This is a genomic window from bacterium, assembly GCA_016716565.1.
Classification (GTDB): Bacteria; Bacteroidota; Ignavibacteria; order Ignavibacteriales; family Ignavibacteriaceae; genus IGN2.
On record JADJWC010000001.1, the window covers coordinates 771913 to 789370 of the forward strand.

Annotated in this window: 8 protein-coding genes; 7 read left to right on the top strand and 1 reads right to left on the bottom strand. The window is 38.1% G+C overall.

The genetic code is table 11. The annotated features are described in order from the left end of the window. The first annotated feature begins 1241 nt into the window (after window positions 1-1241). The 7 genes from IPM14_03360 (at window position 1242) to IPM14_03390 (ending at window position 16584) form a co-directional block, all read left to right on the top strand. On the top strand, window positions 1242-1745 hold the full coding sequence (locus IPM14_03360) for a T9SS type A sorting domain-containing protein (GenBank protein MBK9097156.1): 504 nt from the start codon (window positions 1242-1244) through the stop codon (window positions 1743-1745). Between the two features lie 183 nt (window positions 1746-1928). Next, a complete protein-coding gene (locus IPM14_03365) occupies window positions 1929-4835 on the top strand; it encodes a VCBS repeat-containing protein (protein ID MBK9097157.1) in 2907 nt (968 codons plus the stop codon). 223 nt (window positions 4836-5058) lie between these two features. Continuing rightward, window positions 5059-7608 (top strand): right-handed parallel beta-helix repeat-containing protein, encoded by a 2550-nt coding sequence (locus IPM14_03370; protein MBK9097158.1) that lies wholly within the window; start codon window positions 5059-5061, stop codon window positions 7606-7608. Between the two features lie 182 nt (window positions 7609-7790). After that, window positions 7791-9368 carry a T9SS type A sorting domain-containing protein gene (locus tag IPM14_03375; protein ID MBK9097159.1) on the top strand — a complete coding sequence of 526 codons (1578 nt, stop codon included), beginning with the start codon at window positions 7791-7793 and terminating at the stop codon, window positions 9366-9368. A 2982-nt stretch (window positions 9369-12350) separates the two neighbouring features. Beyond that, window positions 12351-13424, top strand: coding sequence for a T9SS type A sorting domain-containing protein (locus tag IPM14_03380; protein ID MBK9097160.1), 1074 nt, complete (start codon window positions 12351-12353; stop codon window positions 13422-13424). A 185-nt stretch (window positions 13425-13609) separates the two neighbouring features. After that, window positions 13610-15184, top strand: a complete 1575-nt coding sequence (locus IPM14_03385) for a T9SS type A sorting domain-containing protein (protein ID MBK9097161.1) — start codon at window positions 13610-13612, stop codon at window positions 15182-15184. 869 nt (window positions 15185-16053) lie between these two features. After that, window positions 16054-16584, top strand: a complete 531-nt coding sequence (locus IPM14_03390) for a T9SS type A sorting domain-containing protein (protein ID MBK9097162.1) — start codon at window positions 16054-16056, stop codon at window positions 16582-16584. Window positions 16585-16627: 43 nt separating this feature from the next. Here the strand turns inward: IPM14_03390 and IPM14_03395 are convergent, their stop codons facing one another. Then, on the bottom strand, window positions 16628-17296 hold the full coding sequence (locus IPM14_03395) for a nitroreductase family protein (protein MBK9097163.1): 669 nt from the start codon (window positions 17294-17296) through the stop codon (window positions 16628-16630). Window positions 17297-17458 lie beyond the last annotated feature (162 nt).

Consider the following 17458-nt stretch of genomic DNA (forward strand, 5'->3'; position numbering starts at 1 on the left):
TATTCTCGGAAAAAACTTTAATAAGGAGAATAAAATTGAATTTATTTATACAAGCTTACGGCAGGCTCTCCTTCGACAGACTCGGGGAAAGGTTTTGTTGAAATTGAAAAAATGATACTGATGAAATAAAAAAATCGAACACAGAAGAGCTTAATAAAAATTATTTCTTAAACATTATTAGATAGGAGTTAGTTATGAAAAATTTATTTCACATTTTGTTTTTCCTTTCGTTGTTTTTAATAACAGCGTTTCCTCAGGATAGAATTCACAGTGGAGTAATGCCCGAGGAGCTTACTGCAAAAAGAATTTTCGAGCTGCTCCAATCAAATGCTGGTGATTTACAAAGATTACATTATAGAGAACCCTTACTATTCAAATCTAAAAGTAACGATTGGCAGACAGCATCAGGAAATCTACAAAGAGAGTTTTACGAAGGAGAAGGATTTGACACAAAGGGTACAAGGACAACCATTAACAAAACACTACTTGATAATGGCTTCATATTAGTAGAACTAATATGGCAAACCTGGAATGGTTCTACCTGGGTGAATAATTATAGATATTCATACACTTATGATGGGAACAATAACTTGATTGAGGATCTCATTCAAAGTTGGGCTGGTTCCGCCTGGGTGAATGCTAGTAAACGCTTATACACGTATGATGGAAACAATAACCTTATTGAGGAGATCGGGCAAACCTGGAATGGTTCTGCTTGGGTGAACTCATTAAGGCAGTCATATACATATGATGGAAACAATAACGAGATTGAATATCTCCGCCAAAATTGGAATGGTTCCGCCTGGGAGAATGATTCTAAATGGCTATACACATATGATGGAAACAGTAACCTGACTGAAGAACTTCATCAAAACTGGGATGTTTCTGCCTGGGAAAATAGTTATAGGTTTATATACTCTTATGACGGAAACAATAACCTGATTGAATCTCAAGAACAATGGTGGGATGGTTTTGACTGGGCAAATTGGGCAAAGGGCACATTTACATATGATGGAAACAATAATCTGATCGAGGTACTGGTACAACGCTGGGTTGCTTCTGCTTGGGCGAATTATACAAAGGATTCATACACATATGACGGAAATAATAATCAACTTGAATATCTCCGCCAAAGTTGGAATGGTTCCGCTTGGGTAAATTTTTCAAAGTATTCTTACACTTATGATGGAAGCAATAACCTGACTGAGCAGATTTATCAAACCTGGAATGGTTCGGCCTGGATGAATAATAACAGGCTTTCATACACATATAATGCAAACAATAGTGAGGTCGAATATCTCCGACAAAATTGGAATGGTTCTGCCTGGGTGAATTTTTTCAAGTGGTCATACACATATGATGGAAACAATAACCCGATTGAGGACCTCTATCAAACCTGGAATGGTTCGGCCTGGGTGAACGTGAATAAATTTATGTATTCACATTTACCAACTGGCATTGAGCAGATTGAAGGCGAACTTAGCACATACAATTTATCAAATAACTACCCTAACCCATTTAATCCAACTACAACTATAAAATTTCAAATTCCTGAAATGGGTTTTATAGCATTGAAGATATACGATATTCTGGGAAATGAAATTACTACACTGGTGAATGAAGAACTTCAAGCCGGCAATTATGAAGTAGAATTTGATGCTTCATCAATATCAAGCGGAATTTATTTCTACAGACTGCAATCAGGTTCGTTCGTTGAAACAAAGAAGATGATCCTATTAAAGTAATTTACTTTCTCTCTTTACTAAATAAGAGAAGGAAAACGGACAACTCTTTCAGACAGGTTTTCCTTCTCTACGATATTGGCCCTCGTTTACCGAACTCATCCTTAAAAACCACGCAAGTGCGTGATGCATTGCTATAACTATGAACCTATTTTCCCAAGTAAAAACAAATTCACAGGAGAAATTTTGAAAATCTTATTAACAGTCTGCATCATAATTGGAATAACCAATGAAATTTTTTCACAACCATTAAATGGTTCTTATACAATTGGAGGAAACTCACCTGACTTTACCACTCTTCAGGATGCATCTGATGCATTAAATGTTAATGGGATATCAAGTCCCGTAATTTTTAACATCCGTCCGGGAGTTTATGTGGAAAACGGAGGGAATAGTACTGTTCTTATTCTAGATGGTGTTGTTGCCGGGCTGTCAGAAACGAATCGTGTTACCTTTCAGCCGGATGATGCAGCAGGCGGTAATGTAGATAACGTAATTCTGCAGATGCACATAACCGATCCAAATACCGCAGACCAGGATCTTGTTCAGGTCAAGCTGGATTTTATTTCTTTCAGGAATCTGACATTCCAGGAAAGTGATACTTCGCTGCATAGATATGGCAGTACTTTCGTTCGGGTTCGTAATTCCTCAAGTAACCTTAATGTTAATGGGCTTTTGGTGGAAGGATGCAACTTCAATGGGTCAGCTCCTTATGCGACAGAATTTGGGATTCAATTTTCCGCACAACCTCCGGAAGACGTAACTATTCGTGGAAATACTTTTTTCCGCCTGCTTTATGGAATATATAAAGTAGGAGGAATTACACAGGGAACTCTTACTATCGAAGATAATAAATTTCTTGCTGGATGGCGTACTACGAGTGGATCCGGAAATTCACTGGGAGGTTCGATTCAGGTTACGGGACAGCATCTGATTATCAGAAAGAACCTGATTGATTTTGAAGGGAGTTTCAATTCAGGGTACCAGGGTATTTATATCGATATCCCTACTGGTACGGAATCTATAGTAATTGAACAAAATACTCTTCGTGGAAGTGTTCAAAATGGAATTTATCTGTGGGGTTTCATTGGTGGATTCTGCGATTCAGTTGTAATTGCAAATAATATGATCAATATAAATGGATCAATAGGTTTGAGTGTCGCTCAGTCAAATGGAAATGTAAAAATTTTGTTTAATACAATTAAGTTAAGTGGAGCGGGATTGGAAAGTCTTAGGCTGCATTCCCCGAATTGTATTGTGTTGAACAATATTATTCTCGGTAAAGTTACAGGTGGAGGTGGTTATAATGTCTGCTATCATCAAGGAAATGCGCAATCACCAAATCTTCTATCTGATTATAACGTACTCTACATGCCGGGATCGACAGCTTTAGTAGTACGAGACGGTGTAGCTTATCCTACTCTATCCGCATATCGAAACGCGACCGGTCTGGATACAAATTCTATTTCAAAAGCTATTGAATTTATTGACAGCACCAATCTGCATATTTCAGATTGCCAGTCACAGGATCCTGATTTAAAGGGAATTCCGGTTTCAGAAATTTCGGTGGATATTGATGAAGAAATCCGTTCTACAACTACACCAATGATCGGCGCGGATGAAAATGGTTTTACTGGATTCCAAATGTTCTCAGATCCTTACAGAACAGCGTTAACAGGTACGGCATTTTCAATTGCTGCAGATAATTTTGACAATATTCTTTATGATGGTATTGCAGTAACGGATTATAGTAATAGACAAGTTCTCCTTTATCATAATTTACCGCCCAGATCATTTGAGCTGGCAGGTATTCTTCAAACTCCATTCAATCCGGTTGTAGTTAAATTTTATGATCTCGACGAAGATAATAATCTTGATTTGATAGTTGGCGGGGACACAAGTGCTGTCTCTGTCTTTTGGGGAGATGGTGCTGGTGGATTCAGTACTCCTGTGACAATTGGAACATTTGGGCGGGTGCAATCACTTGAACCCGGACCAACAATAAACGGAGATATTAAAAGAACTATAGCAATTACTCAGGACTTTGGTTTTGTTTCAACCGTAAGTATGATTGGTTATCTGATGCATCTTGGGAATCGAAATCTTTGTCATGATGTTCAGTGGTTTCAAACTAATATTAATCCACCCATCTTCAGTTTCCCCGACACAGTTGATGCGGCAATGCGGGATTTTGTATTTGGTGAGTTTTCAGAAGACGGAGATTTTCCTGAAATTGCCGCAGTAACAAGTTCTCCGTTTCCTCATCCTTTAATAGTTATTAGTGATATAGATTTTCCTGGCTATCCCGGCAATTGCACAGGATTTATTCCTTTGGGAACAATTAATGAATATCAACTGGGAAGCGGTGTTGGTGCTACAAGTATTGTTATGGGAGATTTTGACGGAGATTCTGATCTTGATCTCATCACCACTGAAACTCTCTCATCAGTTAAGTTTATTAGAAATGAGGGTAGTCTGAATTTCATATCAGAATCAATTTCTGTTACAAATGCACGGGGCATCGCCACTATGGATTATGAGAATGATGGCGATCTTGATTTTATTACTGTGAATGAACGACTTGAAGAAAACGGAATAACTGTTTTTCTGAATGACGGTATTGGAAATTTTACTACGAGAGAGAACTGTTTCTTCCCATTTGCCACAGGATTGCCAAGAAGTGTTGTTGCATCAGATTTTGATCAGGATGGCAAAACAGATATTGCTATTGTTTCAAGTGTTTCAGCAGGAGTTGATTCACTTTTTGTTTTATACAATTTAGGTGGTGGAACTGTTGGAATTCAAAATGAGGAAACAGAAGAAATCCCGACATCATTTTCACTCGCACAAAACTATCCGAATCCCTTTAACCCAACTACAACTATTCAATTCTCATTACCACAGGCAGGAGATGTAACACTTAAAATTTACAACCTGCTTGGCGAAGAAGTAAAAACTCTGGTTGAAGAATATCGGCAAGCAGGAATACACTCTGTTCAATTTCACGCAAACACCTTGGCAAGCGGGATTTATTTCTACAGAATACGAGCTGGAAACTTTGTAGAAACAAAGAAGATGATCCTCCTGCGTTAATAAATTAACTTCGGCGGACAGGTTCTGCTGAAATAGATTTTGGTTCTCTCTCCTAAATAAGAGAAGGAAAACAACAAAATTTACAACCCGGTTTTCCTTCTCTACGATATATGCAATTTCATCGCCAAAACGATTCCTTAAAAATCACGCAAGTGCGTGATTGAAACCAAAACGCTTTCCGAATAGATTATACACAGAATAAACTTTAATAAGGAGAATAAAAATGAAACAGAGATACTTTTTTATAATCGTTGCGGTTGCTTTTTTAATACTAACTTGGATAAGAGATTCTTTCGCAACAGTATACATTAACCGCACACTGACTTCACCTCAATGTGATTATAGCTTGGGAATTTATGACATTTATACTACTGAAACCTGGGATGTGAACTACCAAAACGCTTATGGTGGATGCACGAATTTAATGCCTGGCTCTCCTTTTATACTTGAGCGAAGCGTTATTGTACATCCCGGAGCAACTTTAAATATTATCAATGTCACAGTCTCTTCCGAAGTGATTATCCAAGTTCAGGAAGGAGGTACGTTGAATATCATATCATCAACAGTATCTCCGTTCATGCAAATAACTGTATTTGGTGAGCTGAATGCAATGCAGAGTACTTTTACTACATCATCGAACCAGCCATTTCACTTTCAAGGCGAGTGGAATGTGACATTTGACGAATGTGTTTTCAACCTGTCCGACGCAGCGGTACCTGCAATCCGAGGTTTCAGACTGAACCTGCAAAATCAACCCACTACGCTGTTCCAGAATTGTACTTTTAGCTATACCGGAACACCTGTAACATTAATGTCGGTTGATGGTGCTTCGCTATCCATAGTCGGTTGCACTTTCGATAATGTAGCGGGAACTGGAATTATTGTTAATAGCGTAGATGAATTTACGCTTATATCAAATGAATTTGTAAATGTTCAGGGAGAACCGGTTCAAATTCTTGGAGCTGGAATCAGAACTATTGCGGAGAATCATGGCTCTAATAATTTTCTTAACGCAATTGTATTAGGTCATAATGCAAACAAGACTTCAGCAGCCGATACAGGGCTGGCTATATTAAGTTCACACTCAACATTTCCATTCGTCATTCGGGGTGAACTTAATGTGCCGCCTCTTGCCACGCTTGAAATTTCTGATAGCAGTATTCTAAAATTTTCAATCGGCGGGGAGATCACCGTTAATGGAATCTTAAATGCTCAAAGTGCGGTGATGACATCGAATAATTCATCGCTCGGAGGCGTAACCGGAGGTAACGGCAACCCCCAGCCTGGAGATTGGACCGGGATATCTGTTGTTGGTTTAACAACAGTTTCTTCGCCAAGAGCGCGGGCGAATTTATTTAATTGTCAAATCTTGTATGGACGTGGTTCTGGCTTGCCAAGTGGTTCTCTACGGCAAGGAGTGAAGTCAACTGTTTTTTTAGATAGTTGTACTATTGCATACTCATATTCTGATGGAGCATTTATTGCAGGCGGATCCAGCTCAGATACTTCCGGTAGATCCGCAGTTATTCAGCATTGTGTCTTTCATAATAATCAGCATGCTGGTGTTGAAGTTCGTGGGAATTCAAAGGATAGTGTTTTAATACAACAAAACACAATTGTGGAAAACGAAAATGGTGTAGTTGTTTGGGGCTCTAGTGTGGCTCCGGTGATTTACAGAAACAGGATTTCAGGAAACCGAAGCAACGGTGTTCTGATCCAGGGAACTGCAAACTCACCATTTGTTGTTAACAATCTTATTTATGCAAACCGACTTGATGGGTTTTCTCATAATGGAGGCGGAGTGAATGATTTCAGAATCATTAATAATCACTTTTACGGAAACGGTAGGGATGGGGTCCGGCTTAGAGGTACAAGTAATAGTAATCAGTATCCACAACTTTCGAACAATATTATCAGTGAAAATATGGGATTTGGAGTAAACGAAATTGCTGCCAATACAAACTCTGTCCCACGCAACAACGATTTTTTCAATAACACAGCTGGTATCTTTCGACGTAATGCAGGAACCATTCTCACTTTAGAGGAAGTTAATCTTCTGCCGAATGCTGAAAATAACATTGCAGAAGACCCACTCTTCAATATCATTTTGGAAGGAATGATAACAGCTCTTAGCTATGATACAACCACAAACTCTTCAGTGCTCACTGATGTAAATGCTTCGTTCTTTGGTGTTAAGGGTCTTGTGGTTTATCCTGACATATCACTAATAGAACAATTTCTTATTCTAGACTATACAAATAATACATTGACTGTTGCAGGAGATATACGAAATGTTTCAATGGTTGGAAATTCCTACAAAATAGTTGCGGATTTTCCTGTTGATGAGGCATCTCCTGTTATTGATGCAGGAGAAAATCGTTCTGACCTTCCACCATTCGATTTTAATGGTAATGTTCGAATTAGTTTTGGGAGTTCGAGTATGACAGTTGATATCGGGGCTTATGAGTTTGCTCCACCTAGCAATACAGAGCTGTCTCAGGAAGTTCCTACGAAAGTAAGTTTGGAAGCCAACTACCCAAACCCTTTCAATCCAACAACCACTATTCGTTACTCAATTCCACAGAATAACATCGTAACTTTAACAGTCTACGATATTCTTGGAAGCGAAGTTGCAACACTTGTTAATGAAGAACAGTCCGCAGGAAGTTATGAAGTAAGTTTTAATGCTTCCCATTTATCATCTGGAATATATGTCTACAGATTGCGGTCAGGCTCATTCGTTGAAACCAAGAAAATGGTTCTATTGAAGTGATTTTTGGTACTCTCTCCTAAATAAGAGAAGGAAAACAAAAAAACTTGCAACCCGGTTTTCCTTCTCGACGATACTTATCAACAGCTAACCAAACCAAATTTTTAAAATCACGCAAGTGCGTGATTGAAGTGATACCTTCCCTAAAATATTTTTACTCAAGATAAATTTTTAAAGGAATAAAGATGAAAATATTAACTATCCAATTCTTATCTATTCTTACATTCTTAGGAAACCTTTTTGCACAGAATTCCTGGGTGCCCGATCCGTCCTTTGGCAATAACGGAATAACCAGAGTTAATTTTGGCTCAGGCTATGGCGATTATCCAAACGACTTACTGGTTCTGCCGGATGGAAAAATATTGGTAGCCGGCAAAAGCACAAGCTCATTTGATTACTTCATTGCAATGACTCAGCTGCTTCCAAATGGGCAGCCTGATATTTCCGGATTCGGAAATGACGGAAAAGTTTCACTTCACTTCGTGCTCAGAGATCATGCAAATGATATTGAACTCCAGCCCGACGGAAAAATTCTTGTAGCAGGTACACAGGCAGAAGGAAATGGCGTAAGTCAAATCACGCCTGCACTCTATCGTTTTAATTCCGATGGTTCTTTAGATACAACCTTTGCAGACAGCGGTAAAGCGGTACATCGCTTTAATGGAAACCGGGCTGGTGAAATGTATGGAGTAAAGGTATTATCCGATGGCAGAATAATAACCGCTGGCTTAAATTCCAGCTCTTCAGTATTTGGTGTAATGAGATTTCTTCCGGATGGCGAGCGTGATTTATCCTTTGGAGATAACGGGGAAGCTCTTTTACCTTACCCTCTAACCTGGGTAACCTATCATCCTGTCGGATGTTTGTTTCTGGGAGATACAGCAGTTGTAATGGCAACAGTTACCGATACGGCAGGTTTACGCCAGTTTGTATTGGGAATGATCGATAGTTCCGGCAATCCGGTTTCATCTTTTGGAAACAATGGAATTGTTCTTACAGGTATCGAAGGTAGTAATCATTTTTCAGGTGGCGAATCTTTGGTGCTTACTAGTGATGGAAAAATTCTTATGTCCGGAACTACTCCGGATTCCGGTCCCAGAAAATTTTCTGTATTCAGGTTTTTAATGAATGGGGATATTGATACAACTTTTGGAAATGGAGGGCGAACTGATATTCAATTTTCCTCTCATGATGTTTGTTATGATATGAAAATAGATTCTAATGGAAAAATTTTGTTGGTAGGAAGTTCTGAGAGCAGAGTAGGAGTTGCACGTCTCAATTCTGATGGAACACCTGATACAACATTCGCACCTGATGGAAAATTAATTCTGAATCTAAATAATAGTGGTGGAACTCATTATCTGACTAATTGCATCCCTCTTGATAACAGTGATATTCTTGCTGCAGGTTTTGACTTCGCAAGCAACTCGGGTGATTTTATGATAACAAGGCTAACACAGAATCCAACTGGAATTAATGATTACAACAATATCCAACCAAATAATTTTGTTTTATATCAGAACTTTCCGAATCCCTTTAACCCAAGTACTGTAATCAGTTATCAGTTACCGGTGAGCAGTAATGTGACTTTAAAAGTTTATGGTATTCTTGGAAATGAAGTAGCAACCTTAGTTAATGATTTTCTGCCGTCAGGAAGTTATGAAACAGAATTTTCTGGTGTTGGATTAACGAGTGGTATTTACTTCTACCAGGTTCAAGCAAGCAACTTTGTTGAAACTAAGAAAATGATTTTAATAAAGTGATGTCATCAATTTTTGGAGGTAATTAAAATGAAAATAATTAAAAGAATTATTAGCATTGTTAGCTTACTAATGATTTTTAACTCACTATGTTTACCGCAATCAACTTCTTCTGATTCTGCACGATTTATTCCACTTGGTATGGGAACTGTTGCATATGATATATCTTCTGATGGAACTACGGTTATAGGCGGGTCACAAAGCGGACCGTTTAAATGGACAGAAGCAACAGGAGTAGTACTACTACCCAATTATCCAGGTGCAACAGGCACCCAACCAGCAGGTGTTTCGGGTGATGGTTCTGTAATTTGCGGAAATGCAACCGGAGTATCGGGAATTAATATGCAGCCTTTGCTTTGGATTGGGAGCAGCATTTCTCCTTTACCACTGTTGTCATCAGTTAATCCGGCTTCCTGGACAGCAAAAGTTTCATACGATGGAACTAAAGTAGTTGGAAGGGCATTTAATGATGATTTACAATACAGGGCTGTAATGTGGAGCAATGGATCGATTATAAATCTTGGTGCACCGAGTGGGATGAGTAGTGCAGCTTATGATATTTCTGCTGATGGATCTGTGATTGTTGGAACCGATAAGGTAGATGCAACAACGCTTCACGCAGTTAGAAGTATTAATGGTGGTCCATTACAATCGCTGGGAACAGGAGGTTCACTTGGAAGTCTTGCAAATGGTGTTTCAAATAATGGCGAAGTTATTGTAGGTGCTTTAAGCTTTTCTAATGGAACTCAAGCTGCAAAATGGACTGCGTCTGGAGGATGGGAAGTTTTGCAAGGTACTGCGGGAATCAGTAGTGCTCTTGCCATATCTGACAATGGAAAAGTTATTGTCGGTAGGATGAATACTTTTAATACGGCTTTTGTCTGGGACGAAAGTAATGGGGCACGTGATCTTAAAGCAGTACTGGAAAATGAATATAACTTAAACCTTGCTGGTTGGAATCTAACTCAGGCTTATTCTGTGGATAGTACAGGTTCAAGAATTGTGGGAGTCGGTACTTTCAATGGAATTGCACAGGCCTGGTTAGTGCAATTGCCTACTTTTCAAATCACTGAACCGGAGCCCGGAGAACTTTGGATTGCAGGTGAAACAGATACAATTAAATGGACTGGGGGACCTGATACAGTTGATATTTTAATAAGCACCGATTATCATAATGGTAGCGGAACATTCCGTTCAATTGTTCAGAATTATACTGCAAACTCACGATCATATATATGGCAGATTCCCGATACAATTCTTTCACGTAAATGTGTTTTAAAAATTCAAAAAGCCAGTGATACAAGTGCTAATGTTGAAAGCAGTATTTTCAGGATAAAGCCCTATGTACTTACTAGAATAAATGCTCTTGATTCAAATTACTATGAGTTTAGAAAAAACAGAGATCAGTGGGGATTCTGGAATGATTCTACTGATATGTGGCCATTTACCTGGTATCAGCAGTTTAATTATAATAGTATTGATCCATTTACTAATAATCCATACTCTCAATCGCAGGCAGGTGGTGCCTTTACTACTGCAAGAAGTGCTCAGCATCCTGACTGGATCTCATGGGTTAACGCTTTTACAGTAAATTCTTGTTATCACAGTATACCTTCTGCCATATACAAAGCAAATGCTGTATTAAAGTGGAAGGCTAATGCTAAAAGTTGGGGTGGTTCTTGTTTTGGTATTGCAATAGCTAATGCATTAGCTTTTCAGGATAAAGATGCTTTTCGTACAACATATCACTTATTTCCTTTTTTCAATAATCCCATAAATGTTACTTCAAATAATGGTGTTAAAAGCACCATAAACGATTTATTTACACATCAATTAGGTAATCCTCATTTAAACTATAGAGCTACAATAGGATTGAATAAGACACCCAAACAAACTCTTTTAGAAATGCTCAATATGTTTACTCAGGATAATGCACAGGTTAGAACTCTAAGTTTCAATCATAATACGGGATCCGGAGGACATGCAATTTTAGCTTATGGATTACAGAAGGATACATTAAATCCAAACATATTTTATATAAAGGTATATGATAATTCATTCCCAAACTCGAATATCAGGATTGTAGTTGATACATCTGCAAATGGCGGAACAGGTAGCTGGAACTATTCAAATTGGCCCGGCTGGGGTGGTAGCGGGAAATTTTATCTTAGGGATTCTGTGGTTGGTTATTTAAATAACCCTACGATTAGTAAAGTGGGTTATCAAAACTCTCCATTCATTCTTGATGATGAATTATTACAGGTATATAATCCTGTAACTGCTTCAGTAAGAATTATTGATAGCTCTGGGAATATTACAGGATACTTTAACAATACTGTTGTTGATGAAATACCTAATTCTATTCCGATCATTGTTGATAATGGAAGTGAAACACCACCGTATGGATATACACTAACTAACGATAGTTACTCAGTCATACTTAATCAATTCCAGGAAGATACAGCAGAAGTTTTCTTTTTTACTGGTAATAAATCTTTTCTTTATGAAAGATATAATGTACAAGAAACTCAAACAGACAGATTATTTTATGACGAAGGTATTTCTGCTTCAAATCATGATGCTCAGGTTAAGAAAATAAAACTTCTCAATTTAATTAGTGAAGCAGCTCAAGAAAAATTATTTCTCTTAAGATCACTTGAGCTTGCACAAAATGATTCAGTGAAAATTGAAAACCCGGACAGCAACATAATAAAATTAATTTCTTATGGTTCTTCCAAGGAATATGATATAGAATTAAATTATATAAATGGAAATGGTATTGGGAGGTTCGAAAAATTTAATCTTACTCTTCCTTCAAATACTTCTCATACTTTTGTTCCTGATTGGGAGAATATTGAAAATTCTTTGCTACAAATTCTTGTTGATGAGGGTAACAATGGAACAATAGACGATACGCTGGAAGTTGCAAATCAAACCGGCGCAACTACATTTCAACTAGCGGTTGCAGTTAACGAAGGCTGGAATATGGTTTCTGTCCCAGGACTACACCCGGTTGATCAAAATATAGATACCTGGTGGGCAGAAAGAGATCCGTCAGCTGGCGTTTTCAATTTTAATAATGGTTATAACCAGGTAACGACTGTTGCACCCGGAGCTGGCTACTGGATGAAGCATTCTACTGCAGATACATTGAGCACAGGAGACGAATGGCCTGCTGAAGGAATTCAGATAGTTGCTCACGATCCAATCAATGGCTTAGCAGGCTGGAATTTAATCGGGGCTTTTGAACAAATAGTTTCTGTGAATAGCATTACGACAAATCCTCCCGGACTTCAGCAAGGTAGTGTCTTCGGATATTCTTCCGGCTACAGTGAAGCCACACAATTAGTTCCGGGTTATGGATACTGGATAAAGCTAAGTGCCCCGGGAGAAATAATTATTCCGAACACTGCATTGATAGGCAATCGGTCGAAAACCAAAACTAATCGTGACAGCTGGGGAAAAATTATTCTTACTGATGCAAGCGGAAAGAGTTATACTCTCTATGCAGTCAATGAAAATATAAATCTCAGTGAGTATGATTTACCGCCATTACCACCTTCAGAAATTTTTGATGTGAGATATGGAAGTAATCGGTTTGCTGAAAACCTGCAAGGGTTAACTCATTCAATCATAATGCAAGGATTAGATTATCCTGTAACAGCAAAAGCAGAAGCTGTTACAATTCTTCTTCGGGATGAAACCGGGCAAAAGTTAAATGCCGTATTAAATTCCGGTGATCAAGTTGTAATATCGGATCTTAGTAAAATCTTTATCTCGGGAAATGTTCTTCCTGTGAAGTTTGCACTCGAACAGAACTATCCGAATCCATTTAATCCAATTACAAAAATCAAGTATGCAATTCCTCAGAATAGTCTAGTAATTCTTACCGTTTACGATATACTTGGAAGTGAAGTTGCAAAACTTGTTAATGAAGAAAAACCCTCGGGCAGTTATGAAGTTGAGTTTGATGCTTCAATATATTCATCGGGGATTTATGTCTACAGACTGCGGGCGGGAAACTTTGCTGAGACAAAGAAGATGATTTTATTGAAATAAGATTTTAGCTCTCTCTCCTAAATAAGAGAAGGAAAACGGACAACTCTTTCAGACAGGTTTTCCTTCTCTGCGATATTTGACCTCGTTTACCGAACTCATCCTTAAAAACCACGCAAGTGCGTGATTGAAGTGATACCTTCCTGAAAATATTTTTACTCCAGATAAATTTTAATAAAGGAATAAGCATGAAAATATTAACTATCCAATTCTTATCTGTTCTTACATTTTTAGGAAACCTTTTTGCACAGAATTCCTGGGTGCCCGATCCGTCCTTTGGCAATAACGGAATAACCAGAGTTAATTTTGGTTCAGGCTATGGGGATTATCCAAACGATTTACTGGTTCTGCCGGATGGAAAAATTTTAGTGGCCGGGCAAAGCACAAGCTCATTTGATTATTTTATTGCAATGACTCAGCTGCTTCCAAATGGTCAACCGGATATATCTGGATTTGGTTCTGACGGAAAAGTTTCGATCCATTTCGTACTTAGAGATCACGCTAACGATATTGAACTGCAGTCAGATGGAAAGATTGTTGTAGCAGGGACACAAGCAGAAGGAAATGGCGTGAGTCAGATTACTCCTGCTCTCTATCGTTTCAATTCCAACGGTTCATTAGATACAACCTTTGCAGATAATGGAAAAGCAGTGCACAGATTTAATGGCAATCTTGCAGGTGAAATGTATGGAGTAAAAGTTTTATCTGACGGAAGAATATTAACTGCAGGTTTCAGAACCGGTTCAGGCGCATTTGGTGTAATGCGATTTTCACCTGATGGCGAACGTGATATGACATTCGGTTCTGGTGGAGAAGCAGTTCTGCCATTAGCAGCAACATTCCATCCTGTAGGCTGTCTTTTTCTTGGAGATAGTGCTGTGGTGATGGCAACCGTTGCCTTCACGGCCGGATTGACTCAGTTTGTAATGGCCATGATAGATAGTTCCGGTAATCCTGTTCCAACATTCGGGAATAATGGAATGGTGCTTACTGGTATTGAGGGCAAGTATAATTTTTCTGGTGGCGAGTCGTTAGCTCTCACAAGTGATGGAAAGATCATAATGTCTGGTACAACTCCGGATTCCGGTCCCGCAAAATTTTCTGTATTCAGATTTTTAATGAACGGAGATATTGATACAACTTTTGGAAATGCAGGGAGAACCGATATTCAATTTTCTTCCCATGATGTTTGTTATGATATGAAGATGGATAAAGACGGGAGAATTTTATTAGTCGGAAGCTCCGAAACATCTACAAGAGCAGGTATTGCCCGTCTCAATTCTGATGGAACTCCCGATACAACATTCTCACCTGATGGGAAAATAATTCTGAATTTAAATAATAGCAGTGGTTCTCATCATCTTACTAATTGTATTGCTTTAGATAATGGTGATATCCTTGCTGCAGGTTTTGACTTCGCAAGTAACTCGGGTGATTTTATGATAACGAGACTAACCCAGAATCCAACTGGAGTGGATGATAACTTTTCTGATCAGCCAAATAATTTTGTTTTATATCAGAACTTTCCGAATCCTTTTAATCCAACCACAAAAATAAGGTGGCAGTCGCCAGTCGGCAGTCATCAAACATTAAAGATTTATGATGTGCTTGGAAATGAAGTTGCAATCTTAGTTGATGAATATCTTCCTGCAGGAAGTTATGAAACAGAATTTTCTGGTGAACAATTATCGAGCGGAATTTATTTCTACCGAATTCAGGCAGGTCAATTTGTTGAGACTAAAAAGATGATTCTTATTCGTTAGAATCTTTTTTAAAAGTATATCCCCGAAATTATTGTCGAGAAACCGCGACGACATTGGCAGTTAAATACTTTCCATTCCTTCCCAAACTATTTTTTTTACAAAATACAAATACTATCCATTCGGGTACCATTGTTGAAATGAAGAATTAGTGGTGGTGTCGATTGGTTGGTTAAATGCAAATCTGTTTAACTGGTTCCAATCCTTCGTAACGGTATTTCGAATCACAAATAACTATTGTGAAAGGAGTGTTCGTCATGAAAGGAATACGAACATCCAGACTTTTCTCTCTCAATTCACTTCTTTTATCAATGATCTTAATATCTGCATTTCCCTATTCTGTATTGTACTCATTATCAACTCCATTTATTGCTCCTGCTGACGTTAATGGAAAAATCGAAATTGCAAATATTAACAGTTCTAAGATTTCCGTTCTTCTGCAGATAAATACTAACACAGGTCAAGATGCAATGGGAGGAGCAACGATGATCATTGGTTTCGATACATCGGCGATCAGCTTCGCGCAAAATCCCATTAAGAATACAGACTATGTTTTCCACAACTTTTGTGAAGGTAACTACAGCCCTGCGACAGTAACCCGACCTGTGGAAAACAGAATCTGGATAAATATTGATTTGCCATTCCTTAATAGTAATGAAGGTACAACTGTAGCCGGAGGAAGTAGCTGGACAGATGTAGCAACCATTTATTTTGATGTATTAGACCAGGATGGACTAATTAATATTTATTGGTTGTGCAATAGCCCTTTCTGGGGAATATATGATGATGATAATGCTACCTTCTGGAATATTGGCCAATTTGAGGATGCATTGAATATCCCATTACCTGTCGAGCTATCTGCATTTACTGCAATGCTTTTAGCTGACAAGGTGGAAATAAACTGGACGACAGAATCCGAGGTTAATAATTATGGTTTTGACTTGGAGCGGAAGGTAAATGTAAGCAGCTGGATAAAGCTCGGTTTTGTTTCCGGAAACGGCAATTCCAACACTCCGAAAACATATTCATTTATTGATAACTCTTTACTCGGCGGAAGCAAATTCTATTACAGGTTAAAGCAGATAGATACTGATGGAAGTTTTGAATATTCTGATATTGTTTCGGTAGAGTTTCTCCCTCAAAAATTCTCACTTGAGCAAAACTATCCTAACCCATTCAACCCAACTACGAAAATCAGATGGCAGTCGCCAGTCGGCAGTCATCAAACATTAAAGATTTATGATGTTCTCGGAAATGAAGTGTCAACGCTCGTTGATGAATATCTTCCTGCAGGAAGTTATGAAACGGAATTTAATGCTGATGGATTATCAAGCGGTATTTACTTCTATAAACTACAAGCGGGTTCTTTTGTTGAAACTAAGAAGATGATTTTGATCAAATAATTTTAAGATTCTTATAAACTATTATTCTTTGCAGAAGGATATTTCATATAAAGCTTGCAATCTCATGCAGGCTTTTCTTTTTTATGTTTGGTACTAGCGCATCTGCAGAAGGATATCCGACCACAAGCAATAAAAACGGCCGCTCATTTTTTGGTCTGCTGAGAATTTCATTTAAAAAATTCATCGGGCTTGGCGTATGTGTTAATGAAACCAGACCCGCATTATGAATTGCAGTGATTAGTATCCCGGTTGCAATACCAGTCGATTCAATTGCATAATATTGTTTAAGCTGTCTTCCTTCTGTAGAGAATTCAAAACTTTTATAAAATATCGCAATTAGATATGGTGCAAGTTCAAGAAATGGTTTTTGTTCATCAGTACCCAATGGTTCCAGTGTTTCAAGCCATTCTTTTGGCGCACGTTTACTGTAGAATTCTCTTTCTTCTTCTTCAGCCGCAATTCTGATTTTCTTTTTGATAATTGGATCTGAAACAACAACAAAATGCCAGGGTTGTAGATTAGCACCGCTTGGAGATGTGCTGGCGGCTTTTATGCAATTCTCGATAATTTCTTTTGGAACTGATTTATCAGAAAAATCTCTAACGGTTCTTCTTCTTTTTATATCATCATAAAATGCCCGCGATCTTTCTATCATTTCTGCTTGGTCATATAGTCGATAATTGCTTAATGGAATGAATTCGGCTTTTTTCATTGTGTTTTGATTTATTGTGAATATTTATTCAAAGTTAATTTATTCTTGCATCCAACGCTAATTTTTACCGTTAATCACGAAATATTCTTATCGGAAATAAACTATGATTAATTTTTGTGTGGTTAGTAACTATTAGCTTTTCAAGTGAGTCAAATATTAAAA

Bases quoted from the DNA above. Each gene is read 5' to 3' on its own strand.
- IPM14_03370 (MBK9097158.1), top strand. From the start codon at position 5,059: ATGAAACAGAGATACTTTTTTATAATCGTTGCGGTTGCTTTTTTAATA.
- IPM14_03380 (MBK9097160.1), top strand. From the start codon at position 12,351: ATGGTTTCTGTCCCAGGACTACACCCGGTTGATCAAAATATAGATACC.
- IPM14_03360 (MBK9097156.1), top strand. From the start codon at position 1,242: ATGAATAATAACAGGCTTTCATACACATATAATGCAAACAATAGTGAG.
- IPM14_03385 (MBK9097161.1), top strand. From the start codon at position 13,610: ATGAAAATATTAACTATCCAATTCTTATCTGTTCTTACATTTTTAGGA.
- IPM14_03395 (MBK9097163.1), bottom strand. From the start codon at position 17,296: ATGAAAAAAGCCGAATTCATTCCATTAAGCAATTATCGACTATATGAC.
- IPM14_03375 (MBK9097159.1), top strand. From the start codon at position 7,791: ATGAAAATATTAACTATCCAATTCTTATCTATTCTTACATTCTTAGGA.
- IPM14_03390 (MBK9097162.1), top strand. From the start codon at position 16,054: ATGCTTTTAGCTGACAAGGTGGAAATAAACTGGACGACAGAATCCGAG.